The organism is Campylobacter showae CC57C (genome assembly GCF_000344295.2).
Classification (GTDB): domain Bacteria; phylum Campylobacterota; class Campylobacteria; order Campylobacterales; family Campylobacteraceae; genus Campylobacter_A; species Campylobacter_A showae_B.
On the sequence record NZ_AOTD01000067.1, the window covers coordinates 1 to 21,667 of the forward strand.

Sequence of the window (21,667 nt, forward strand, 5' to 3'; positions counted from 1 at the left end):
TTATTTGCCTAAAAACGTGATTATATCGGGCTGGGGATAGAACAAAAATAAATTTGAATTTAGTCTAATTAAATTGATTTATTATGCAAAATTTCAAGATATAAAAATATATTTGATCAAATTTCGGCGATAATATAAAATTTAAGGGTAGGGTAAATTTAGAAAATCGGCAAAATTTGTAGAAAAAAGGCGGCAAATTTTATCTTAGTTGCCGCCTGAAAGCTAAATTTAGCCCAGTCTTTTATGTAAAATTTGAGAAAATCCCCATAGGTGCCTAGCCTGTGCGAGTTCGGTTTTTTCGAGTTTTGCCACCATCATCTCTTCGTTTTTTCCTAGACGCGAAACCACCTCGCCAAAGGGGCTAATCAGCATAGAATCGCCGTAAAAGCTCCACTGCTCGCCGCTAGCGGCCTTGTGATTGCCGACTCGGTTTACGCGCAGGACATAGGCGTTGTTCGTAAAGGCGCGGGTCTTTAGTAGCTCCTCCCAGCGCATCTCGCTAAAAAACGTGCAAGCGGTAGGAACTACGACGGCATCGACTTTCTTGCGCGCCATATAGGCCCACGCCGCGTCAAAATGCGCCTCAAAGCCAAACATTACGCCGATTTTAAATTTTTCGTAGCTAAAGACGGGCAAATTTAGCTCGCCTTCAGTCTTGTTGGTAAAAAATTTCGCCTCGTTCCAGTGTGGATAGGGCATCAAGATCTGCTGCTCGTAAAAGCGCGACGACGCGGGGCTAAATCTCGCCGCGACTTTGACGAAGCCTTTGCCTTTGGGTAGTACGAGCGGGGCTAGGATTTCTAGATTGTATTTTTGCGCCATCGCGGCAAGCGCGTGTTTTTTGCGCTCGCTTTGCTCTTTGATGAGGCTTTTTGGCATGAGCTCAAGCTCTTTAAAAAAGCTGTTTAGCACGTATTCTCCGAGCACCACGAGCCTGGCGCCCTCACCCGCGCAAATCCTAAAATAATAATCCAGCCTCGACTCGCTCATGGGCTGAGTGGGTAGCTGCAAGGCGCAAACGGCTGCAGTAGCGTTATTCATCGTCTGCATCCTTTACCACTAGCTTTGCGTTTTGCAGTATTTTGTCAGCTTCCTCGAGTAGCTTTTTGCCTTCTTTATGCAGCTTGACGCTTTGTTCTAGGCTCAAATTTTCATCGCCTAGCTGTTTTAAAATTTCATTTGCTTTGGCGAGTTTGCTCTCAAAATCCTCGCTTAAATTTTCACTCATCTAAAACCTTTTTTATTATTTTTTCAAATTTATCTACTTCGACCAAAAACGCGTCGTGGCCGTAGTCGCTGTCTATCTCGTGGTAGTCGCACGCCTTGCCGATGTCGCGTAGCGTCTCGTGCATCTCGCGCATGCAGCTTGGCGGAAACAGCATATCGCCGCTAAATGCTATAAGCGTAACCTTGGCGCAAATAGGCAAAAGAGCGTGCGCGAGGTCGTCGTAGTGGCGCGTGCAGTCAAAGATGTTCATCATCTTTACGATGTAAAGGTAGCTCAGCGGATCAAAGCGCTTTGGAAGGCCGTGACCGTTGTCCTCCATATAACGATCGACCTGAAACCGCCCCGTAAGCTCGTAAAGGCCGTCGGTCTCTACGTAGTTGCGGCCAAATTTGGAGTCCATGGAGCTAGGCGAGAGAAAGCTGATGTGTCCCGCCATACGTCCTAGCGCCATGCCGGTTAGCCCCTGCGTGGCGATATCGTTTTCGTCGTATTGGCCGTCTTTGAAACCGGGATCGCGCAGGATGCCCTCGATCGCGATTTTGTTAAACGCGATCGCCCAGGCTTTACTCTGATAAGTGCTGGCTAGTATGATGACGTTTTTGGCGAAATTTGGAAACTCGATCGCAAAACAAAGCGCCTGCATACCGCCTAGGCTACCGCCCACGACCGCATGCGCGCGCTCGATACCTAAGTGCTCAAAAAGCCTCATCTGCGCCTTTACGACGTCACTGATGGTTAGCACCGGAAAGCGCAAACGATACTGCTTGCCCGTGCTTTTTTCGATACTGAGGGGATTTGTCGAGCCGAAATTTGAGCCGAGGATATTTACGCAGATGACGAAAAATTTGCTCGTATCTATGCCTTTGCCTTCGCCCACTAGCGCGTCCCACCAGCCAAATTTCTGCTCGTTTTCGTATCTGCCTGCGGCGTGGTGGCTGCCAGTTAGCGCGTGACAGACGACTATGACGTTGCTTTTATCTTGGTTTAGCTCTCCGTATGTTTCGTAGGCAAGCTCAAATTCGGGTAAAATTCGGCCGCTCTCCAGATAGAGCGGCTCGTCCAAATTTACTTTGCCGGTTTTTAAATTTAGCACTAATTGACTTTGTAGTTAGGGGCTTCTTGCGTGATGACGACGTCGTGAACGTGGCTCTCTTTTAATCCAGCACTCGTGATCTCAACGAACTGGGCTTTTTCCTGAAGGGTTTTGATATCTTTTGAACCCATGTAGCCCATCGCGCTTCGTAGGCCGCCAACTAGCTGATGTACAACCTCTTTTATACTGCCGGCAAACGGTACGCGACCCTCGATGCCTTCCGGTACGAGTTTGTCTTGCGCGGTGCCTTCTTGGAAGTACCTATCGCTACTACCTTTAGTCATCGCGCCGATACTTCCCATGCCGCGGTAGACTTTGTACTGGCGTCCTTGGAATGTTATCACCTCGCCAGGAGTCTCCTCGCAGCCCGCTAGCAAGCTACCAGCCATCACGCAGCTAGCGCCTGCGGCCAGGGCTTTGGCTACGTCGCCCGAGTACTTTAGTCCGCCGTCTGCGATGACGGGGATGCCGTATTTTGCAGCTTCTGCCGAGCAACTATCGACGGCGAAAATTTGAGGTACGCCAACGCCCGCTACTACGCGAGTTGTGCAGATAGAGCCAGGTCCTATGCCTACCTTGATGCCGTCGGCGCCTGCTTGCGCTAGGTCTTTGACGGCAGCCGGGTTTGCGATATTTCCCGCGACGATGTCTACTTTTAGCTCGGCTTTGACTTGCCTTAGCGTGTCTAGCACGCCTTTTGAGTGGCCGTGAGCGGAGTCTATGACGATGACGTCTACGCCGGCTTCTGCTAGAGCTTTTGCTCTGTCCATTTGACCTACGCCGATAGCTGCGGCTACGCGGAGTCTGCCGTAGGCGTCTTTGTTTGCGTTTGGATACTCTTTGCGTTTTTTTAGATCTTTTATGGTTATGAGGCCCTCTAGATGGCCGTCTTTATCGACGATAGGTAGCTTTTCTACGCGGTTTTGAGAGAAAATTTTCTCCGCGTCGTCTAGTGTGCAGCCCTTTGGAGCGGTGATTAGCGGAGCTTTGGTCATCCTGTCTTTTACGAGGACGCTTCTGTCGTTTTCAAATCTCAAATCGCGGTTGGTTAGGATTCCTATTAGTTTATTTTCCTCATCCACGACGGGAACGCCCGAGATATGCAGATCGGCCATCATATCAAGCGCGGAGCCCACGCTAGCGTTTGGCGAGATGGAGATAGGATCGATGATCACGCCGCTTTCGCTTTTTTTTACGCGGCGGACCTCTTTGACCTGACTTTGTATGTCCATGTTTTTATGTATGACGCCGATACCGCCCAGACGCGCCATCATGATCGCCGCGCGGTGCTCGGTGACGGTGTCCATCGCAGCCGATACGATCGGGATATTTAGCTCCACGTTTTTGCTAAAGCGCGTTTTTATGTCTACTTGTTTAGGCAAAATTTCGGAGTACTGTGGGACGAGCAAAACGTCGTCAAAGGTGAGAGCCTTCGTAACTATCTTCATGCGTTTATCCTTTTATAGATTATAGAGTTTTCTAAACTAAGCGCGCCTTCTAGCAGCGTTTTTTCATCCCACGCCTTTGCGATGAGCTGGGCTGAGACGTTTAGGCCGTCAGCGTCCTTGGCTACCGGAACCGAGATGGCGGGTAGGCCGGCTAAATTTACGCTGATCGTGTAAATATCCGACAAATAGGCCTCTAGCGGGTCTTTTAGATCGCCGAATTTATACGCCGTGCGAGGGGCGACGGGCATAAAAATAAGGTCGCATTCGCTCAAAATCCGCTCGTATTTAGCTTTAGCGTAGGCTCGAGCTTTTTGCGCTTTGATGTAATACGCGTCGTAATAACCGCTACTAAGCACGAAAGTGCCTAGTAGGATTCGTCTTTTCACCTCTTCGCCAAACCCCTCCGAGCGCGAATTCACGTAAAGTTCTTTTAAATTTTTGGCTTCCGCCCTGCGTCCGTATCTCACTCCGTCGTAGCGGCTGAGATTCGCGCTAGCTTCGGCCGTAGCGATGATGTAGTATGTCGCAATGTCGCATTTTGAGTTTTCTAAATTTTTATAGATTATCTTGTGGCCTGCGGCTTTTAAAACATCGACCGCTTTTAAAAGCGCTTTTTTAGTCTCTTCCGAGGCTTCGTTTATGTAGTTTTCGATGACACAGATGGTGAGTTTTTTGTCCGCGTTTAGCTTATCTGCTATGCTCTCAAATTTTATATCCGCGCTCGTGCTATCCTTGTCGTCGTGTCCTGCGATGATATCGTACAGGATTGCGGCGTCCTCGACGTTTTGCGTTATCGGGCCGATCTGATCTAGCGAGCTAGAGTATGAACCCAGACCGTAGCGGCTCACGCGTCCGTAGGTTGGCTTTAGTCCCACGCAGCCGCAAAATGCCGCAGGCTGGCGTATCGAGCCGCCCGTATCGCTTCCTAGAGCAGCCACTGCTAGCCCTGCGCCGACCGCGGCAGCCGAACCGCCCGAGCTACCGCCGGCCACTCGCTCGCGGTTTAGCGGATTTAGCGTTTTGCCGTAGTAGCTGTTTTCGGTCGTATTGCCCATGGCGAATTCGTCCATATTCGTACGGCCAAACGGCGCTAAGCCCGCTGCTAGCAGCTTTTCTATAACCGTCGCGTTATAAGGCGCGATGTAGCCTTGTAAAATTTTAGACGCGCTTGTTACGCTCCAGCCTTTTACCTGGATGTTGTCTTTTATAGCGATCGGCACGCCCGCGCCCAGTTTATCAAGTGGCAAATTTGCCAACTGCTCGACGTAAGCGCCAAGCTCTCTATCTGCGAAAATTTTCTTTTCCAGCTCATTTCTAAGCTCGGCTATCTCGCCGGCGCTTAGCTTTAGAGCCTCTTTTAAAGTTATCATTTTTTATCCTTAAATTTTATTACCGCTACGATACCTGCGGCTGTGGCCGCGAGGATGGCCGCGATGGTCGCCGCGACGAACCAAGCGGAGATGGGCTCAGACATTTTTTAGTACCTTTTCGCATCTCGGGCAGGTTTCTCCATCGTGCTTAGCGGTAAATTTCCAACATCTCGGGCACTTGTGGCGCGTCGATAAAACGAGTTTAAATTTATCATTTCCGACGTCAAATTCGACTAGGCTATCGCTGCCGTCTAAGCTTTGAACGTCGCTAACCATATACCAGTCGCTTATCTCGTTTATATCTTCGCTTAGGATCAAATTTGAGCTGGTTTGTAGCACGAGCTCAAGGGTTGATTTTATCTTTTTATCTTTTTTGAGTACGTCGATTAGCTCGAAAAATTTCTCGCGGCTAGCGACTAACAGCTCGTCGTCTACATTAAACTCAAACTCTAGCGGCGCGTACTCTAGATCAAAGGCGTCGGTTGCGCCGTTTTTTATGATCTTAGGCGCATAGTCCATCGCCTCATCTACGGTATATGTGAGCGTCGGAGCGATGAGCGGCAGGAGCGCTCTGGTGATTAGCGCCATCGCGCTTTGAGCCGAGCGGCGCGTATCGCTGTCTTTGGCGTCGCAGTATAGACGGTCCTTGCAGATATCAAGGTAAATGCCGCTTAAATCGGCGCTTAGAAAATTCATGAGCAGGCTAAAGCCCTTTGAAAAGTCGTAATTTCTAAACGCCGCTTCGGCCTCGTCGAATGCTTTTTTCGCGCGGCTTAGTATCCAGCGGTCCAGGATGTTGAAATTTGACGTTTCGATATCTTCTAGATCGTTTACGTTGGCTAGTAGAAATCTTATCGTATTGCGTATTTTTCGGTATTGTTCGCTTACTTGTTTTAGTATGTTTTCGCTGATTTTTAGGTCGCTGGAGTAGTCGCTAAGCGCAACCCAAAGGCGTAAAATTTCCACACCGTAGGTTTTAGCGACGTCCGCCGGAGCTACGACGTTGCCTTTGCTTTTACTCATCTTTTGACCGTTTTCATCGACGGTAAAGCCGTGCGTAAGCACGCTTCTATACGGCGCTCTTCCTTGCGCGGCGCAGCTTAGCAGTAGCGAGCTTTGAAACCAACCCCTGTGCTGATCGCTACCCTCTAGGTACATATCAGCAGGATAGCTGCCCGCATCGTAGTCGCCGCTTTTTAGCACCGCAGCCCACGTCGAGCCGCTATCAAACCAGACGTCGAGGATGTCCATCACTTTTTCTAAATTTTGCGGATCGTATTTGCAGTTTGCCGGCAAGAGATCCTTGATCTCGCTGTCCCACCAAGCGTCTGCGCCTTTTTGCTCGAATATCGCCGCGACGTTATCTAAAATTTCATCGTCAAATATCGGCTCTTTTGTATCCTTGCGTCTAAAAAACGCTATCGGCACGCCCCAGTCGCGTTGGCGAGAGATACACCAGTCGGGACGATTTTCTATCATCGAGCCTATCCTTTTTACGCCGCTTGCAGGGTAAAATTTGACGTTTTCGAGCTCTTTTAGCGCGACTTCTCGTAGCGTTTTGCCCTCGATTTTAGGCTCGTCCATAGCGATAAACCACTGCTTGGTAGCGCGGTAGATAACGGGCTTGTGCGTCCTCCAGCAAAACGGATACGAGTGGACAAATTTGCTTACTTTTAGCAAATTTGAGCCTAAAAGCTCTAAAATTTTCTCGTTGGCTTTAAAGATATGCATGCCGATTAGCTCGTCTACTACGTCCTCGGGGAATAACTTTTTCGTCTTTAGCGCCTCGTCGTATAGGCCGCCTTCATCGACCGGCATTATGACTTCGATGCCGTATTTTAGGCTCACGTGGTAGTCGTCCTCGCCGTGACCGGGAGCGGTATGTACTAGACCCGTACCGCCGTCCATCGTGACGTGATCGCCTAGGATAAATAGCGATTTTCTACCGTTTAGCGGATTTATAGCGTGCAGGTTTTCAAGCTCAGCGGCGGCGAATTCTTTTAAAATTTCGCCCTTAGTTAGTCCTTCTTTTTCAAGCTCGCCAAGCATCTCTTTGGCAAATATCAAATTTTCAGCCGTTAAAACGTAAATTTCGTTAGGGTTTAGCGAGATGGCTTGGTTTGCCGGCAGCGTCCAAGGCGTAGTCGTCCAGATGACCGCGCGAGCGTCTTTTGCGCCGATTTTTGCGGCGGCTTCTTCGCCTAGCTTAAAGGCTACGTAGATGCTGTAGTCTTCCTTGTCTTCGTACTCGACCTCGGCTTCGGCTAGAGCGCTTCTGGCCGCCCAGCTCCAGTACACCGGCTTGCTTCGCTCGATCAAAAGTCCGCGTTTGGCGACCTTGCAAAGCGTTTTGTAAATTTCTGCTTCAAATTTAAATTTCATCGTCAGATACGGGTCGTCCCAGTCGCTAGCGACGCCTAGCTGTTTAAAGCTCTCCTTTTGTACCTCGATAAACTCTCTGGCGTGCTCGCGGCAAAGCTCGCGGATTTGCGTTTTGCTGAGGCTTTTTTTCTTCTCGCCCAGTTTTACTTCGACTTGCTGCTCGATCGGTAGTCCGTGGCAGTCCCAGCCGGGCGTAAATCTCACGTTTTCGCCGAAGAAATAGTGTGTTTTTAAGATGATGTCTTTTAGGGTTTTGTTTAGCGCGTGTCCGATGTGGATGTTGCCGTTGGCGTATGGAGGGCCGTCGTGCAGAGTGAAGCTTTTGGCTGCTTTTTGCCTTTTAACTTTCATTTTTTCGTAGATTTTTCTATCGTCAAACCACGATTTTAAGCGTTTGGGTTCGTTTTCCGGCAGGTTGCCGCGCATGGGAAATTCGGTGTTTGGAAGCAATAATGTATCTTTGTAATCCATAGGTTCGCCTTGAAGTAAAAAATTGGTAGATTTTATCCAAACGGCGATTAAATGCTACTGAAAAAACGCTATTTTAAGCTAAATTTATGTAAGATGTTTTCGGTTTTTAAAGGAGAAAACAGTGAAAAACGCACTACTGATCATCGGCGAAGATATCGGCGTAAACGCGCCTTTTTTAGATTATATTTTTTGCGCTTACAAGCGGCATTTCGGCGAGCTGGGCGAGTTTAGGTTCGTTAGCAAAAGCGACAAGGAGTTGCCGTTTATCATCGAGCATCTTTGCGCGCGCTCAGACAGCCTTTGCATCTACGCATCGAGTCAAAACTGCTCCGTCGCAGCTAAAATTTTAGCCACTTTAAGCGGCGATATTTTGGAGCTAAAATCCCCGCAAATGCTAGCTCCCAGCAGGGCTGAAAAATTTAGCGATGATGGATTTTTAATCAAACTAAATCAAACTTACGTAAATTTGCTAAAGGCCGATGCAAATCAAAAATTGCCTGCTATCGAGATCAAAACGCAGCGAGATTTCGGCTACTTTCATCTAGTAGATATTGACGAGGAGAGTGCGAAAATCCTGCTCGAACCGCTGGCAAAAACCTATGAAGTCCAGATTTATTCGTCTCAAATTTTATCAAATTTGGCTCTAATCAGAGTGGAAGCAAACAAATTCGGCCAAACTAGCGGTTTTATAAACGGTGCGAAAAATCTTTTCTCGGGCAAATTTTTTGAGGGCGAGGATGTTTTCCGCCACGTTGCAAGCACGCTTATAGCAAGCGGGCTAAAGCTTACGTTTGCCGAGTCTTGCACGGCCGGGCTTGCGGCGGCTAAATTTGGCGCTTTTGCCGGAGTTTCGGCGGCGTTTAACGGCTCGCTAGTGACCTACGCAAACGAGATGAAACGCGACTGGCTGGGCGTTAGCGATGAAATTTTACAAACCTACGGCGCAGTGAGCGAGCAGTGCGTGATGGCGATGCTAAAAGGCGCGCTGAAGGCGAGCGAATCGGACTTTTCGCTAGCTATCAGCGGGATCGCGGGACCTGACGGCGGTAGCGAGGCAAAGCCGGTGGGGACGGTGTTTGTGGGGGCTTATGCAAAGGACGGCGAGTGCATGATCGAGAGGCTAAATTTAAACGGCGACCGCAACTATATAAGAGAGCAAAGCGCGCTGGCGGCGTATGTTTGCCTGCTAAAGCTAAAGCCGAGACTATTTTTGGCGTAAATTTGGGTTAAATTTGATGAAATTTGTCAAATTTGTGCTTGCTAAAATTTAAAGCAGGTGTGTTTTGTTATATTAAATTTATAAAAACGGCGACAAATTTAAAATTTACCGCCGTCTTACGCGCAAGTAGAGCAAAAATCAGCTCCGCCAAACTTAAAATTTAGCGCAAATTTAAGTCTGACGGACGAAATTTATAAAGTAAAATTTGTGGATTATTTTTGATACGGCACGGTTTCGTAGCCTTGATTTATGAGACTACCCATACCGCCGTCAAGATTTATTATATTTAGTTCCGGCGAATCTATCATCATCGCCGCCGCAGCGCTTCTGCGCCCGCTTCTGCATATGAGCGCGACCGGTTTTTTTAGATCGACATTGGCTTTAAGCTCGTTCAAAAATCCCTCTTTATCGGTTGCGTTAAAAGTGATAGTCTTTGCGCCCTTTATCACGCCTGTTTCCATCCACTCAGCAGGCGTCCTGATATCTACGATCTGCTCGTAGTTTTTGATCGCTTCGGGACTAACTTGAACCGTAGAAATTTCCGCAAAAGCCATCGCCGCCGCTGTTCCTAAAAGTAAAATTTTTCTCATTTTCTCTCCTTAAATTTGACGGCGTGAATATTAGCACTCAATTTTAAATATTTTGTCATTCTAAAATCACTCCAGCATAAATTTTTCTTTTTTAATAATTAATATTACTTTCATAAGATAGACGCTATAATCGCAAATCCATATCAATACAAAGGATAAAAATGAAAAAAAGTTTTTTCGCGCTTAGCTTGCTTTCAAGCTTCTTGTTTGCCGCGGAGGTAAATATCTACTCTGCGCGTCACTATGACGCCGACAGCGAGCTTTATAAACTTTTTGAACAAAAAACGGGCATCAAGGTAAATGCCACGCAAGCAAAAGCCGGCGAGCTGATTAAAAAGCTCGAAGTAGAAGGGGGTAGCTCCGCGGCGGATATTTTCATCACCGCAGACGCGGGAAATTTCTACACCGCAAAGACTAAAGGCGTGCTACAATCCGTCAAATCTGAAACCCTGGAAAAAATCGTACCGCAGCAGTATAGAGACAACGACGGTCAGTGGTTTGCTATCTCAAAACGCGCCAGAGTCATCGTTTACGACAAAAGAGACTTCGATCCTAAAGGTATCAAGGACTACGAGGATTTGGCAAAACCCGAGCTAAAGGGCAAACTACTAATCAGAAGTGCGACGGCTCCGTATAGCAAGTCTCTACTAGCTGCTATCATCGAGGCCGACGGCAAAGATGCGGCTACTAAATGGGCGGAAGGCACGCTAAAAAATCTAGCCCGCGATCCAAAAGGCGGTGATAGAGATCAGGCTAAGGCCATCTACGCAGGCGAGGGCGACGTAGCGGTTATGAACACCTACTACATAGGCCTCATGCTAACATCTCCGAAAGCCGAAGACGTCGAGGCTGCGAAAAATTTGGGCATCATTTTCCCAAATCAGGACAACCGCGGTACGCACGTAAACATCAGCGGTATCGCGTTAACAAAGGCTGCTAAAAATAAAGAAAACGCAGTTAAATTTATGGAGTTTATGGTGAGCCCTGAGGCGCAAAAGATACTCGCAGGCATAAATTTCGAGTATCCGATCAACGCAGAGGTCGAGCCTAGCGACATCGTAAAAGGCTTTGGCAAATTTAAAGAAGACTCCACTCCGCTTTATAAAAGCGTGCAAAACACGAACGAAGCTATTAAAATTTACGACATAGCCGGATGGAAATAATGAAAGTAAAATTCGGGGCGATTTTTATCGCCCTTGTTGTTTTGATCCCCATTTTTAGCATATTTTTCGAGATCGCTTTGGGCGACTACTCCTTGCTCGAGCATTTTTTTAAGTATCTTTTCGTAAGGTATCTTCAAGGAACTTTTTTTGTAGCTGCTGGCGTGCTGACTCTTAGCCTCGTCATAGCCGTAGTTTCGGCGTGGCTGGTGGCGAACTACCGCTTCGCGCTCTCAAATTTCTTTGAATATGCCTTAATGCTCCCGCTTGCGATTCCTGCTTATATATTTAGTTTTTGCTACGTCGGGATTATGGATTACGGAGGATATTTTCATCGAATTTTCGGCTTTAGGCTGGAGTTTATGAATATCTACGGAGCGATATTCGTACTCTCGATGTCGCTTTATCCGTACATCTATATGTTTGCCAAAACCTCGTTTAAAACGCAGTCCGCAGCTCTTTTTGACGTTTGCAAAATTTATAAACTATCCGGTCTTGCCGTATTTTTTAGGGTTGCGATATTTCTGTCGCGTCCGGCGATCGTGGGCGGAGCGATGCTGGTGCTTATGGAGACGCTTAGCGACTACGGCACGGCTGCGTATTACGGCGTGGAGACTTTTAGCGCGGGCATTTTTAAGCTATGGTTTGACATGGGCGACTCGTACTCCGCGTCCGTGCTAGCGGGGCTTTTGATGATGTTCGTGTTTGTTTTGATGATATTTGAGCATGTTAATAAAAACTCTAAAAAATACAGCTTCTCCACGCACGACACATCCAAATTTACGCAAAAAAAGGAGCTTGGCAAATTCGGCTCGGCGGCGGCATTTTTATGGTGCGCGAGCGTGTTTTGCCTGGCGTTTGCGTTTCCTTTTACCTGGCTTTTGTACTGGAGTATTCACGAGCTAGATAGCTTTAAATTCGAGTTCGTGCAGATGGCTTTAAATTCGCTTCTGATGGCTGCTGGCGCGGCGATACTCATCACGGCGGTGAGTTTTTTCCTCGTTTTTGCGACGAGAATTATAAAAAACAAAGCGCTAAACGCCTTTTTGCTAAAATCTGTCTCGCTAGGCTACGCGCTGCCGGGCGCTAGCATCGGGCTTTGCGTGATGATAGTTTTTGGTTATATTGACCGAAATTTTGACACCCATCTGCTCTCATCGAGCTTTGTGGTGCTGATTTTCGGATACGTCGTGAGGTTTTTGGCGACCTCGATATATGCTGTTGAGAGCGGATACGCCAAGATCCCGGCAAATATCGACGACGCCGCGCTTTTGCTAAACGGCTCGCGGTTAAATTTGTTTTTCAAAGTGCATTTTCCGCTACTTCGCCACTTTTTCTTTCTCTCGCTCATCGTCGTTTTTATCGACATCATTAAGGAACTGCCGCTTAGCCTCATTTTGCGGCCTTTGGGTTTTGAGACGCTTAGTATCAGGGCCTTTTTCTACGCCGCCGACGAGAGGCTTTACGCTGCGGCGTTGCCGTCGTTTCTCATCGTTTCGATGTCGCTAGTCGCCGTCCTTTGGCTCGAGATAATCTCCAGAAAAAAACAAGAAAGATAAAAATATGGCTGAAATTTTAAAAATCGTAAATTTAAACAAGAAATTCGGAAATTTAGAGGTTTTAAAGGATGTAAATTTAAGCCTTAACGAGGGCGAAATTTTAAGCGTTCTGGGCGATAGCGGCTGCGGTAAAAGCACGCTTTTGCGTATAATCGCAGGGCTTGAGACACCAAGCGGCGGGAAATCGCCGTAAAAGATGGCTGCGGTACTGCGATGATGTTTCAGAGCTACGCGCTTTTTCCGCATTTAAGCGTTTGCAAAAACGTGGAATTTGCGCTGTGGCGACTGCCTAGCGCCGAGCGAGCCCAAAGGAGCGCGCGGCTGCTGGAGAAATTTAAAATCGCTGAGCTAAAAGACAAAACTCCCGATCAAATTTCGGGCGGTCAAGCGCAAAGAACGGCATTTGCCAGAGCTGTGGCTAACCGCGAAAAGCTGCTTTTGCTCGACGAACCCTTCGCTAATCTCGATCGCAACCTAAAAAGCGCGCTAAGAGGCGAGCTAAAACAGATGATAAAGGCAAACGGCATCAGCGCGGTCATGGTAACGCACGACAAGGAGGACGCCTTTTTGCTAAGCGACAAAATCGCGCTGATAAAAGGTGGCAAGGTTTTGGCTTTCGGCGCGCCTAGGGAGCTGTATTTTAGCCCCGCATCTTACGAGATCGCCTGCTTTTTGGGCGATATGAATTTGATCGATGAGCGAGAAGCGCAAAATTTGCCGGCTGAATTTAGATTGTGGCTGGAGCAAAGAAATTTTATGTTTCGCCCGGAGCTAATCATAAGCGGCGAAAAATACGAAGCAGACGTGACGGAAGCAAAGTTTTTAGGCGCATTTTACGAGCTAAATTTGGAGTTTTACGGGGTCAAATTTAAAGCTGTAGTTAGCTCAAATTTGCAGATTTGCGATAAATTTAAATTTGACCTAGCTTAAATTTGACGAAAAGGAATCAAATTTTAAATTTGGCTTTCTGGGTTGCGGTTTTCTACGTAATCGACTCTTGACCAAGCAAGCACGTAGATAAACCCTAGCGCCAGGTAGATACCAAGCACCGCAAGCTCGATAGGGTATGGATCGCGCAGGGCTTTAGTGAGTAAAAGCTTTAGCGCCGCAGCGATAAAAGTGCCGATCACGCAAAGCACCGCGTAGCCTGAAAATAGGGCGTTTTGCGTGACGGCGCCGAGTTTTAAATTTATCTTTATCCAAAGCAAAAATGCAAGCACCGCCGTGGCGCAAATGACGAAAAATAGCACTTTGTGCGTGCTGGCTGGTGCGTAGTTCGTGCTAAAACTTAGCAAAATCATCGTGCTGCAGACTGCGATAAAAAAGCGGTAAAGCTTAAACACGCCTCCGCCTGCGAGTTTGTTTACCTTTGATACCGCGCCGTAAAGACAGATAACGGAAACAAACAACATCGCTACGCGCGCGCTCGTTGCGATATCAAAGAGGCTTTTAGGTAAAACCATCTCTTGCGAGAGTAAATTTAAAATAACCAAAATCCCCGACGTCATACCTAGCGCTCTTGCCGTACTTATGCGCTTTATAAAGTTTTCTTGCACGTTTTGCCTTTTATTAATTTAATAAAAATTTTACACAAACAAGCTTAAAATTTTTATTAAATTTGCACTAAGTAAGTAGGCAGATAACCGAGATGTAAAATGCAAAAAAGCAAAGCTAGAAGCTGATAAAAGGCATCGCTTGCGTCAAATTTGAGTGTATAAAATGAAAGATGATTTAAGGCCGCGAGCGTAAAAATAGAATTTACGCCTGATAAATTTGGGCGGCTTACGTGTAGTTTAATAAACGTCGCAAAGCTCGCAAACCGCGTAAATACCGATATAAAATTAAAATCGGCAAAATTTACAAACTCGCAAATTTTAAAATACATAAAATTTTACACAGTTCAAATTTTGCCGACAAAAACTACTTCACCTGTGCGCTGAAAATTTGCGTGATGCTGGGGATTTGCTCGCCCGCAACGTCAAATTCCGCCGTTTTGATCTGTACGCTGTAGAGCGAGCTAAGCGCGGCTTCAGTTAAAATTTCGTTGCTTGCGCCGTAGTTGTAGCTAAGATCATTTCGCAAGATCAGTGTGTGATCGGCGACTGCAAGGGCGTGGTTAGGCTGGTGAGTGGTAAAAACTATGCTCGCATCGCTATTTGAGCGCAGATTTGCGATGAGGCTTAGCACGCGGTCTTGGTTTTTGATATCAAGCGCGCTGGCAGGCTCATCCAAAAACAGCACGTCGCTGCCGCTAGCTAGGGCTCTAGCAAAGAGCACGAGCTGCTTCTGCCCGCCGCTAAGGGCGTTAAAGCTGCGCTTTTGCAGATGGGCGACGCCTAGCGTATCCAGAGCGTCAAGGCAGATTTGAATATCCTTTTTGCCCGGTTTTGAAAAGAGCGAGATCTCGCGTACCCGCCCCATCAGTACGATGTCAAGCACGCTGTAATCAAACGCTACGTTAAAGCTTTGAGGCAAGAAAGCAAATTTTGCCTTGCGCACGATCTCGCCTTCTTTAGGCTGCAAAATCCCCATCATACACGACATTAGCGTACTTTTGCCTTGCCCGTTTAAGCCCAAAATCGCTAATGTTTGAGAGCTGGCAAGCTCGAAGCTTAAGTTGCGAAAGCAGAATTTTTCCGCCTCGTAGTAAAAGCCAGCGTTTTTTACCTCAATTAGATTTTGCATTTTTGGCACTCCTTTTTAGAAGTAGGGCAAAGATCGGACTTCCGATGAGAGCGGATAGAATTCCTAAAGGAATTTCGGCGCTACTTAGCGAGCGAGATAGATCGTCGATTGCCAGCATAAAGATCGCTCCTGCAATGAAGCAGGCAGGCATTAGCTTCACGTGGTCGCTGCCCGCGATGAGCCTGGTGGCGTGCGGCACTACAAGACCTACCCAGCCGATATTTCCGCTGACGCTAACTTGTACAGCGATCAGAGCAGTGCAAAGCGCTAGGATCGTGCAGCGCAGAAACTTAACATCCACGCCTAGCACGCGCAAATCATCATCATTTAGGCTGAGTAGATTAAACCGCCATCTCAGCGCGATTAATACTGCAGAAGCGGGCAGGGCGATCGCGCACATCAAAATTACTTTATCATATCCTGCGCTTACGAAGCTTCCTAGTAGCCAAAAAACGATATTAGGCAGCACTTCCTCATCGTCTGCTAGATACTGCACTAAGCTCGTAAGTGCAGCAAATACGCCGTTAATGACTATACCTGCTAAAATGAGCGAGAAAATATCGGCGCGTGCTACGAATTTTGCCAAAAGATAGAGCAAAAATAGTGCTGCAAGCCCGAAGCAAAATGCAAACCCCGCAAGCCATAAGCCGCTCAATCCTAGCAAGATACAAAGCGCGCCGCCGAATGCCGCTGCGGTGCTAACGCCTACGATGTGCGGGCCAACGAGCGGGTTTTTAAATACCGCCTGCAGGCTCAAACCCGCGATAGCAAGCGCTCCACCGCAAAGGCTGGAGAGTAGAATGCGCGGAATTCTAACATCCAGCATCACACTTTTGGCGGCTTCATCGCCGCCTCCGCTAAAGAGAATTTTAAAAATTTCTTCTAACGGTATATGAAACTGCCCGCTAGCGAGCGAGATTAGCGCCAGCACTACCCAAAAAAGAAGCAGGATTACGTTTAGCATTATTTTTGATATTTGACGCGGTAAAATTTCTCGTAGAATTCCTCTACTTTTTTATCAAAGTTTGCGTCCTTAAAATTTTGCGGATAAAGTTTCATCGCAAGCCATTCCTCACCAAGCGCCATTGCTTCGGCAGTCGGATGACCCCATGCTTTAACGAATTCGGGCATTAGATAAATTCTATCCTCTTTCACGGCGCTAAGACCTTTTAGCGCAGGGTTTGCTTTAAGTTCGGCAGGTACTTGAGGATAGCGGTTTTGCACTAAGATAATCTGCGGATTCCATGCTAAAATTTGCTCCGGCGAAACCTGCTTGTAGCCCTTTATATCTGCAGCGGCGACGTTCGTCGCACCCACTCTTGCTAACATTACGCCAGTATATTTGCCGCTACCGTAGGTCGTAAGATCGGGATTTGCCATATAAACTCTAGGTCTTTTATCTACGATAAAATTGCTAAATTTGGCATTTAAATCAGCTTGTGATTTTTTAACGAAATCTATTAGTTCAGCGGCATCCTTTTCGTGATTGCTTAGTTCGCCTAGAATTTTAACCCCCTCGTAAAAGCCCTCATCGTAAGCAGCGAAGCTATCGCGCTCATCTTTAAAGGTCGGATTTAGCTTAGCTTTTTCCTCTTGTGCAGAGTTAAAAAACGAAATGCCTACGACTGGAATTTTCAACTCCTCCATTTTAGCGATATATTCTTTAGGGAAGTAGTTTACCACTACGACCGCATCGGGCTTTAGACTAAGCAGAGCTTCGTAATTGACATCTTTGATATCGCCTGGATTAGGTAGGTTTTTAAAACTCGGTGCCAAACGATTATACTCTTTGCCTAGGCGCTGCTCCCAGCTTTTTAGGATGCCTACGACCTTATCTTGGGCGTTGATTTCGTTTAAGACATTGAGCGCTTCGTGGTGTAGCACGACGATACGATTTACTTGATCCGGGATCGTGACCTTGCGACCGAGCTGATCGGTAATCGTGCGATCTGCAAAAGCCAGGCTAGCGCAAAGCACTGTACCAAGAAGGATTGAGTGAAGTTTAAGCATTTTTTCTCCTTGAAAATTCCGCAAAATATGCGGGGTTAGAATAGTGGAATTATAGCCGATCGGCATAAAATCCAGATAAATTTTTATATAAATTTCATTTTGTCGCGCGCGCGGGGATTTCAGATGCTTTCGTAGGGCAGAATTTTGTGATTTTACGCAGAATTTTGCTAGTAAAAATTTTTACCCGTCTCCTCTAGGCTCACGGGATACTGCCCGATGCCAAGCGAAACCGCAAATAGCAGCACCCAGAGCAGCAGCAGGGCGGAAAATTTCATTTATAGCTCATGCGGTAGAATTTTTGATAAAATTCCTCTACTTTTTTGTCAAACTCCGCCTCGTCAAAGTGCGTTGGATAGAGCTTCATCGCTAGCCACCACTCGCCAAGCGCCATGGCTTCGGCAGTCGGATAGCCCCACGCTTTGGCGTATTCGGGCATCATGTAAATTTTATCCTCTTTGACCGCGCTTAAATTTGCAAGCTGCGGGTTAGATTTGAGCTCGGCGGGCACCTGCGGGTAGCGATCCTGCACGAAGATCATCTGCGGCGCCCATGCTAAAACTTGCTCGGCGGACACCTGCTTGTAGCCCTTGATACTCTCCGCCGCGACGTTTTGCGCGCCGGCACGCATAAACATTATGCCCGTGTATTTGCCGCTGCCGTAGGTCGTGAGATCGGGATTTGCCATGTAAATTTTAGGCCTTTTATCCACAATGAAGTTGCTAAATTTAGCCTTTAGCTGCTCTTGCGAGGTTTTGACGAAACTTATGAGCTCGGCGGCCTCTTTTTCGCGGTTTGCGACTTTGCCAAGAAGCTCGATCCCGTCGTAAAAGCCCTCGGTGTAGGCCGCCTCGTCGTCCTTAAAGGTCGGATTTAGCTTGCGCTTATCGGCGGCGTCGCTGCGCTGAAAGCTAACGGCGATCACGGGGATTTTGAGCTCCGTCATTTTGTCGATGTATTCTTGCGGGATGTAGTTCGTGACGATCACGACGTCGGGCTTTAGCTTAAGCACCGCCTCGTAGTTGATGACCTTTAGATCGCCAGGCGTCGGCATATCTTTTAGGCTTGGCGCTAGGCGGATGTAGTTTTTGCCGAGCGACTTTTCCCACGATTCCTGCACGCCGACTACCTTATCTAGCGCGTTTAGCTCATTTAGCGCGTTTAGACTTTGGTGCTGAAGCACGACTATGCGCTTAACCTCATCGGGTAGCGTGACGTTGCGACCTAGCTGATCGGTTACGACGCGGTCTGCAAAAAGCGAACTCGCGAACAGCGCAAGAGCTAGCGCGAAAGAGTGAAATTTGCTCATGTTTTTTCATTAAGTTTTTAAATTATATTTATTTATAGGCTTGAAATAAGCATTTTTGGCTTATAAATAAATAGAAGTATATTACAAAAACGGTGATGAATTTATTATAAATTTGCAGGTTTTGTTTTTGAGGGTAAATTTGAGGGGGCGTTGGTGTGGTTTCTGGTAAAATTTAGTAAAACGGCATGCAGGGTGGCTGTAATAAAATTTGGAATTTATAAATTTTAAGGCTGTGCTAGAGCGATATTTTTGATCCTAGCCCAAGCTGCTAGTTCGCAAAGCGGGATCAAAAGCGCTATCGTAAGTAGTGCATATTGGAGTTACTGAACCGTTAAGCGGCGAAATATCGATAAACTGAAGCGCTGTGCACATAAAGGCTAAGCCTGAGTAGATGTAGAAAGCACTGTTCTGCGTATCTTTGCCGAGCAGGTAATACGACGCGCCAAGCATAAGCCAAAAGTAGATAGTTAGAATAGAGTCTATAGTAAGAAATATCGTAAGGGCCGAGCCTTGTATATTTAAAAAATTATTTGCGACCGCTCCGATTACAGAATAAGCATTGTCAACAAAAGAGCCTCCGATCTGCGCTCCGGCATACTCTACTGCGCTAAAACCGACTTGACTTACCGAATACAATGCCATAGATAACCATAAAATCGCTAGTAGCGCCGCCGTGACTAGTGCGGAGGAAGTTTTGGTAAAAAGTTTGCTTGCGGAGAGTTTGGAAATTTGTCTAGCGGCAAGAAGCCTAAAGATCATCGATGCGAGAAATATAAGGCAAACGAAAAACACAGCGGTCAAAAATCCAACCAGCGAGACACGGCTGCAAAATTCGCACAAAACCCAAATAGACATACAGCCGCCGATTAGTAAAATATTAGAAGCTATGCCGTGGAATTTTATCTCGGCCAGGGGTTGCTGATCTATCTTTGCGCCTTTGGATTTTCTTTAAATTTGGTAGTTGTTTTTATTTGTCGATCGGCTATAAAATAGGAGGGCTAAATTTAGCCCTCTATGTAGTTTTTGAGTTTTCTACCAACTTTTGGGTGTTTTAGTTTTTTGATCGCAGAGCTTTCGATCTGGCGGACGCGCTCGCGGGTTACGTTTAGCTCCTTGCCTATCTCTTCTAGCGTGCGGTCGCTCTCGTCATCTAAAAGGCCAAATCTCATCCTGATGACGGCTTTTTCGCGCTCGTTTAGCTGGTCTAGGACTTCGTCTATCTGCTCTTTTAGGTCGTTTTTTAGGATATGATCCATCGGGCTTAGAGAGCTTCTATCCTCGACGAAATCTCCAAATTTACCGTCCTCTTCGTTGCCGATAGGGGCTTCTAGGCTTATAGGCTCTTTTGTAATCTTGATGACTTGTTTTACCTTGTCTACGCTTAGTCCAACTTCTTGTGCGATGACACTCACATCAGGCTCTTTGCCCTCTTCTTGGAGGTATTTTCGGTTGATTTTGTTGATGCGGTTTATCGTTTCTATCATATGGATAGGTATGCGTATCGTGCGGGCCTGATCGGCGATAGCACGGCTGATAGCTTGGCGTATCCACCACGTCGCATAGGTCGAAAATTTATACCCTTTTTTATACTCAAATTTATCGACCGCTTTCATTAGTCCGATGTTGCCCTCTTGGATCAGGTCTAAAAACGGCAAACCGCGGTTTGTGTAGCGCTTGGCTATGCTCACGACTAAACGTAAATTTGACTTTGCCATCCTAGCTTTTGCTTCGTCAGATATCTTTTTACCGCGTTTGATTTGCTCTAAGATTTCTTTTAAAAGTATTGGATCGAGGTTAAATCCGCTCTTGCTCGCTTCCTTGGTCGCAAATAGTTTTTTGATCTCCACGTAGGTCGAGACCATCGTAGCCTCTGGCACTCTAGCGATTATGTCGTCTTTGCTTAGTTTGATGATATCTTTTAAGATGGATTTGTGATTTTTCTTTAATTCATCGCTAAACATCGGTAGCTTATACTCAAGCCTTTTTAGCTCTTTGTCGAAGTCGTCATCGCTCTTTAGCGCCGTTTCCATCGACTTTACGATCTCGGTTATGAGCTTGCTGGTAGGCCCTAGGTCCATCAGCTTGTCTTTTAGGATTTTCTTTTTAAACGCAAGAGTAATTTTTGCCAAAAACTCATCTCCCGTTTCGACATCGTTTTGTTTATTTGCCGTCTTTAACCACTCTTTTTTGGCTTTTTCGAGCGCTTTAAAGCTTTCGATTACTTTTTCGGTACGCTTATCGTCTTTTCTGCTATTCTTTTTAGGCTTGGCTTCTTTTTCTTCGCCTTCTTCGCCTTCCTCTTCGATTTCTTCCTCTTCTTCTACCTCTTCGCCTTCTTCCTCACCATCGTCGTCAAAGCTTCTAAAAAGCTCTTTTACGCGGCGTTCGCGGTTGATGAGCGGTTCTTTGTAGTCAAGGATAAAGTCGATAAGGTATGGTACCGAGCAAAATGCGTCGATGATGATGTCTTCGCCAAGCTCGATTTTTTTACTGATTTCTACTTCTTCTTCTTTGGTTAGTAGCGCGATTTGGCCCATTTCGCGCAGATACATACGCACTGGGCTATCCGAGCGCGACCACTCGAGCAGATCGGTTTCGCTGGCGAGGTCAAATTCTTCCTCTAGACTATCGTCGGCTAGTTTTGCTAGCTCCTCTCGGCGCTTTTTAGCGTCTTCTATATTGCGCATTTTGGCGATTTCGGCCGAGGTGATGAGCTGGATTTTGTTTGCTTTAGCAAGCGCCTCTATCTTTTTTGCTACTGCTGCGGTCGGTGCTTTGTCTAAAAATTTGACTAGTTTTTCGTAAGTGATATAGCCTTTGGCATTTTCTTTGAAAAGCTCTTCTATTAGCGACAATGCCTCTTTTTTTGCGGTACTCATTTGGGATTCCTTCTTTTTGTAGAAAACGAGGATTATACCCAAACTTCTTTAAACATTAATAAAAATACGATTATTCGGGTGTTTTTATGTAGGCTAAATTTGCTGAAAAATTTATTAAATTTAAGTTGGAACGGAAGTTGCTAATCTAGTCAGAAAAATGCGATAAATCTCGTTAAATTTGTAAAAATAAAACAGTGAGGCGAAGTATCGCGAGGTGGATTTGAATGTCGTGAAGCCAAAATTTTGCGTAAGCTAGGCGCGTGACTT

Annotated in this window: 19 protein-coding genes; 5 read left to right on the forward strand and 14 right to left on the reverse strand. The window is 46.6% G+C overall.

Annotated elements, in window-relative coordinates:
- Nucleotides 1-228: 228 nt before the first annotated feature.
- The 6 genes from H740_RS02720 to ileS all read right to left on the reverse strand — a co-directional run bounded on the left by H740_RS02720 (nucleotide 229) and on the right by ileS (nucleotide 7,992).
- Entirely contained in the window at nucleotides 229-1,041 is an 813-nt protein-coding gene (locus tag H740_RS02720) for a carbon-nitrogen hydrolase family protein (protein ID WP_002951033.1), read from the reverse strand.
- Nucleotides 1,034-1,228: an exodeoxyribonuclease VII small subunit gene (gene xseB / locus H740_RS02725; RefSeq protein WP_002948190.1), complete on the reverse strand. Its 195-nt coding sequence runs from the start codon at nucleotides 1,226-1,228 to the stop codon at nucleotides 1,034-1,036. Before xseB ends, H740_RS02720 begins: the two co-directional genes overlap by 8 nt.
- Nucleotides 1,221-2,321 (reverse strand): homoserine O-acetyltransferase MetX, encoded by a 1,101-nt coding sequence (metX, locus tag H740_RS02730; RefSeq protein WP_002951035.1) that lies wholly within the window; start codon nucleotides 2,319-2,321, stop codon nucleotides 1,221-1,223. The genes xseB and metX overlap by 8 nt, the downstream gene beginning before the upstream one ends.
- The gene (gene guaB / locus H740_RS02735; RefSeq protein WP_002951037.1) at nucleotides 2,321-3,769 is read right to left on the reverse strand and encodes an IMP dehydrogenase; all 1,449 of its coding nucleotides are present in this window, start codon (nucleotides 3,767-3,769) and stop codon (nucleotides 2,321-2,323) included. Before guaB ends, metX begins: the two co-directional genes overlap by 1 nt.
- A complete protein-coding gene (gene gatA, locus H740_RS02740) occupies nucleotides 3,766-5,139 on the reverse strand; it encodes an Asp-tRNA(Asn)/Glu-tRNA(Gln) amidotransferase subunit GatA (RefSeq protein WP_002951039.1) in 1,374 nt (457 codons plus the stop codon). The genes guaB and gatA overlap by 4 nt, the downstream gene beginning before the upstream one ends.
- 96 nt (nucleotides 5,140-5,235) lie before the next feature.
- Nucleotides 5,236-7,992 (reverse strand): isoleucine--tRNA ligase, encoded by a 2,757-nt coding sequence (ileS, locus tag H740_RS02745; protein ID WP_002951040.1) that lies wholly within the window; start codon nucleotides 7,990-7,992, stop codon nucleotides 5,236-5,238.
- 121 nt (nucleotides 7,993-8,113) lie between these two features.
- On the opposite strand from ileS, the gene H740_RS02750 reads away from it, so the two are divergent.
- Nucleotides 8,114-9,211, forward strand: a complete 1,098-nt coding sequence (locus H740_RS02750) for a CinA family protein (RefSeq protein WP_002951045.1) — start codon at nucleotides 8,114-8,116, stop codon at nucleotides 9,209-9,211.
- A gap of 212 nt (nucleotides 9,212-9,423) precedes the next feature.
- On the opposite strand, the gene H740_RS02755 is transcribed toward H740_RS02750, so the two are convergent.
- Entirely contained in the window at nucleotides 9,424-9,801 is a 378-nt protein-coding gene (locus H740_RS02755) for a rhodanese-like domain-containing protein (protein WP_002951046.1), read from the reverse strand.
- Between the two features lie 161 nt (nucleotides 9,802-9,962).
- Between H740_RS02755 and H740_RS02760 the strand changes: the two genes are divergently transcribed.
- The 4 genes from H740_RS02760 to H740_RS02770 are packed head-to-tail and all read left to right on the forward strand — an operon-like array spanning nucleotide 9,963 to nucleotide 13,450.
- Entirely contained in the window at nucleotides 9,963-10,964 is a 1,002-nt protein-coding gene (locus tag H740_RS02760; RefSeq protein ID WP_002951047.1) for a Fe(3+) ABC transporter substrate-binding protein, read from the forward strand.
- Nucleotides 10,964-12,520, forward strand: coding sequence for an ABC transporter permease (locus H740_RS02765; protein ID WP_002951049.1), 1,557 nt, complete (start codon nucleotides 10,964-10,966; stop codon nucleotides 12,518-12,520). Before H740_RS02760 ends, H740_RS02765 begins: the two co-directional genes overlap by 1 nt.
- A gap of 4 nt (nucleotides 12,521-12,524) precedes the next feature.
- Nucleotides 12,525-12,713 carry an ATP-binding cassette domain-containing protein gene (locus tag H740_RS12375; protein ID WP_002951054.1) on the forward strand — a complete coding sequence of 63 codons (189 nt, stop codon included), beginning with the start codon at nucleotides 12,525-12,527 and terminating at the stop codon, nucleotides 12,711-12,713.
- A 20-nt stretch (nucleotides 12,714-12,733) separates the two neighbouring features.
- The gene (locus H740_RS02770; protein WP_269430609.1) at nucleotides 12,734-13,450 is read left to right on the forward strand and encodes an ABC transporter ATP-binding protein; all 717 of its coding nucleotides are present in this window, start codon (nucleotides 12,734-12,736) and stop codon (nucleotides 13,448-13,450) included.
- Between the two features lie 23 nt (nucleotides 13,451-13,473).
- Here H740_RS02770 and H740_RS02775 read toward each other — a convergent pair whose 3' ends face one another.
- From H740_RS02775 to rpoD, 7 genes are all read right to left on the reverse strand, one after another.
- Nucleotides 13,474-14,076 (reverse strand): hypothetical protein, encoded by a 603-nt coding sequence (locus tag H740_RS02775; RefSeq protein ID WP_002951058.1) that lies wholly within the window; start codon nucleotides 14,074-14,076, stop codon nucleotides 13,474-13,476.
- A gap of 364 nt (nucleotides 14,077-14,440) precedes the next feature.
- Nucleotides 14,441-15,205 carry an ABC transporter ATP-binding protein gene (locus H740_RS02785; RefSeq protein WP_002951062.1) on the reverse strand — a complete coding sequence of 255 codons (765 nt, stop codon included), beginning with the start codon at nucleotides 15,203-15,205 and terminating at the stop codon, nucleotides 14,441-14,443.
- Nucleotides 15,189-16,169 carry a FecCD family ABC transporter permease gene (locus H740_RS02790; protein WP_002951064.1) on the reverse strand — a complete coding sequence of 327 codons (981 nt, stop codon included), beginning with the start codon at nucleotides 16,167-16,169 and terminating at the stop codon, nucleotides 15,189-15,191. Before H740_RS02790 ends, H740_RS02785 begins: the two co-directional genes overlap by 17 nt.
- Complete coding sequence (locus tag H740_RS02795) at nucleotides 16,169-17,215, reverse strand: ABC transporter substrate-binding protein (protein ID WP_002951066.1); 1,047 nt, start codon at nucleotides 17,213-17,215, stop codon at nucleotides 16,169-16,171. The genes H740_RS02790 and H740_RS02795 overlap by 1 nt, the downstream gene beginning before the upstream one ends.
- Before the next feature lie 271 nt (nucleotides 17,216-17,486).
- Entirely contained in the window at nucleotides 17,487-18,521 is a 1,035-nt protein-coding gene (locus tag H740_RS02800; RefSeq protein ID WP_002951068.1) for an ABC transporter substrate-binding protein, read from the reverse strand.
- Nucleotides 18,522-18,776: 255 nt separating this feature from the next.
- On the reverse strand, nucleotides 18,777-19,376 hold the full coding sequence (locus tag H740_RS02805) for a hypothetical protein (RefSeq protein ID WP_002951070.1): 600 nt from the start codon (nucleotides 19,374-19,376) through the stop codon (nucleotides 18,777-18,779).
- Between the two features lie 149 nt (nucleotides 19,377-19,525).
- Nucleotides 19,526-21,433: an RNA polymerase sigma factor RpoD gene (rpoD, locus tag H740_RS02810; RefSeq protein ID WP_269430610.1), complete on the reverse strand. Its 1,908-nt coding sequence runs from the start codon at nucleotides 21,431-21,433 to the stop codon at nucleotides 19,526-19,528.
- Nucleotides 21,434-21,667 lie beyond the last annotated feature (234 nt).

Coding starts and splice junctions, on each gene's coding strand:
- H740_RS02720 (WP_002951033.1), bottom strand. CDS start 1,041: ATGAATAACGCTACTGCAGCCGTTTGCGCCTTGCAGCTACCCACTCAG.
- xseB (WP_002948190.1), bottom strand. CDS start 1,228: ATGAGTGAAAATTTAAGCGAGGATTTTGAGAGCAAACTCGCCAAAGCA.
- guaB (WP_002951037.1), bottom strand. CDS start 3,769: ATGAAGATAGTTACGAAGGCTCTCACCTTTGACGACGTTTTGCTCGTC.
- gatA (WP_002951039.1), bottom strand. CDS start 5,139: ATGATAACTTTAAAAGAGGCTCTAAAGCTAAGCGCCGGCGAGATAGCC.
- ileS (WP_002951040.1), bottom strand. CDS start 7,992: ATGGATTACAAAGATACATTATTGCTTCCAAACACCGAATTTCCCATG.
- H740_RS02755 (WP_002951046.1), bottom strand. CDS start 9,801: ATGAGAAAAATTTTACTTTTAGGAACAGCGGCGGCGATGGCTTTTGCG.
- H740_RS02760 (WP_002951047.1), top strand. CDS start 9,963: ATGAAAAAAAGTTTTTTCGCGCTTAGCTTGCTTTCAAGCTTCTTGTTT.
- H740_RS02765 (WP_002951049.1), top strand. CDS start 10,964: ATGAAAGTAAAATTCGGGGCGATTTTTATCGCCCTTGTTGTTTTGATC.
- H740_RS12375 (WP_002951054.1), top strand. CDS start 12,525: ATGGCTGAAATTTTAAAAATCGTAAATTTAAACAAGAAATTCGGAAAT.
- H740_RS02770 (WP_269430609.1), top strand. CDS start 12,734: ATGATGTTTCAGAGCTACGCGCTTTTTCCGCATTTAAGCGTTTGCAAA.
- H740_RS02785 (WP_002951062.1), bottom strand. CDS start 15,205: ATGCAAAATCTAATTGAGGTAAAAAACGCTGGCTTTTACTACGAGGCG.
- H740_RS02790 (WP_002951064.1), bottom strand. CDS start 16,169: ATGCTAAACGTAATCCTGCTTCTTTTTTGGGTAGTGCTGGCGCTAATC.
- H740_RS02795 (WP_002951066.1), bottom strand. CDS start 17,215: ATGCTTAAACTTCACTCAATCCTTCTTGGTACAGTGCTTTGCGCTAGC.
- H740_RS02800 (WP_002951068.1), bottom strand. CDS start 18,521: ATGAGCAAATTTCACTCTTTCGCGCTAGCTCTTGCGCTGTTCGCGAGT.
- H740_RS02805 (WP_002951070.1), bottom strand. CDS start 19,376: ATGTCTATTTGGGTTTTGTGCGAATTTTGCAGCCGTGTCTCGCTGGTT.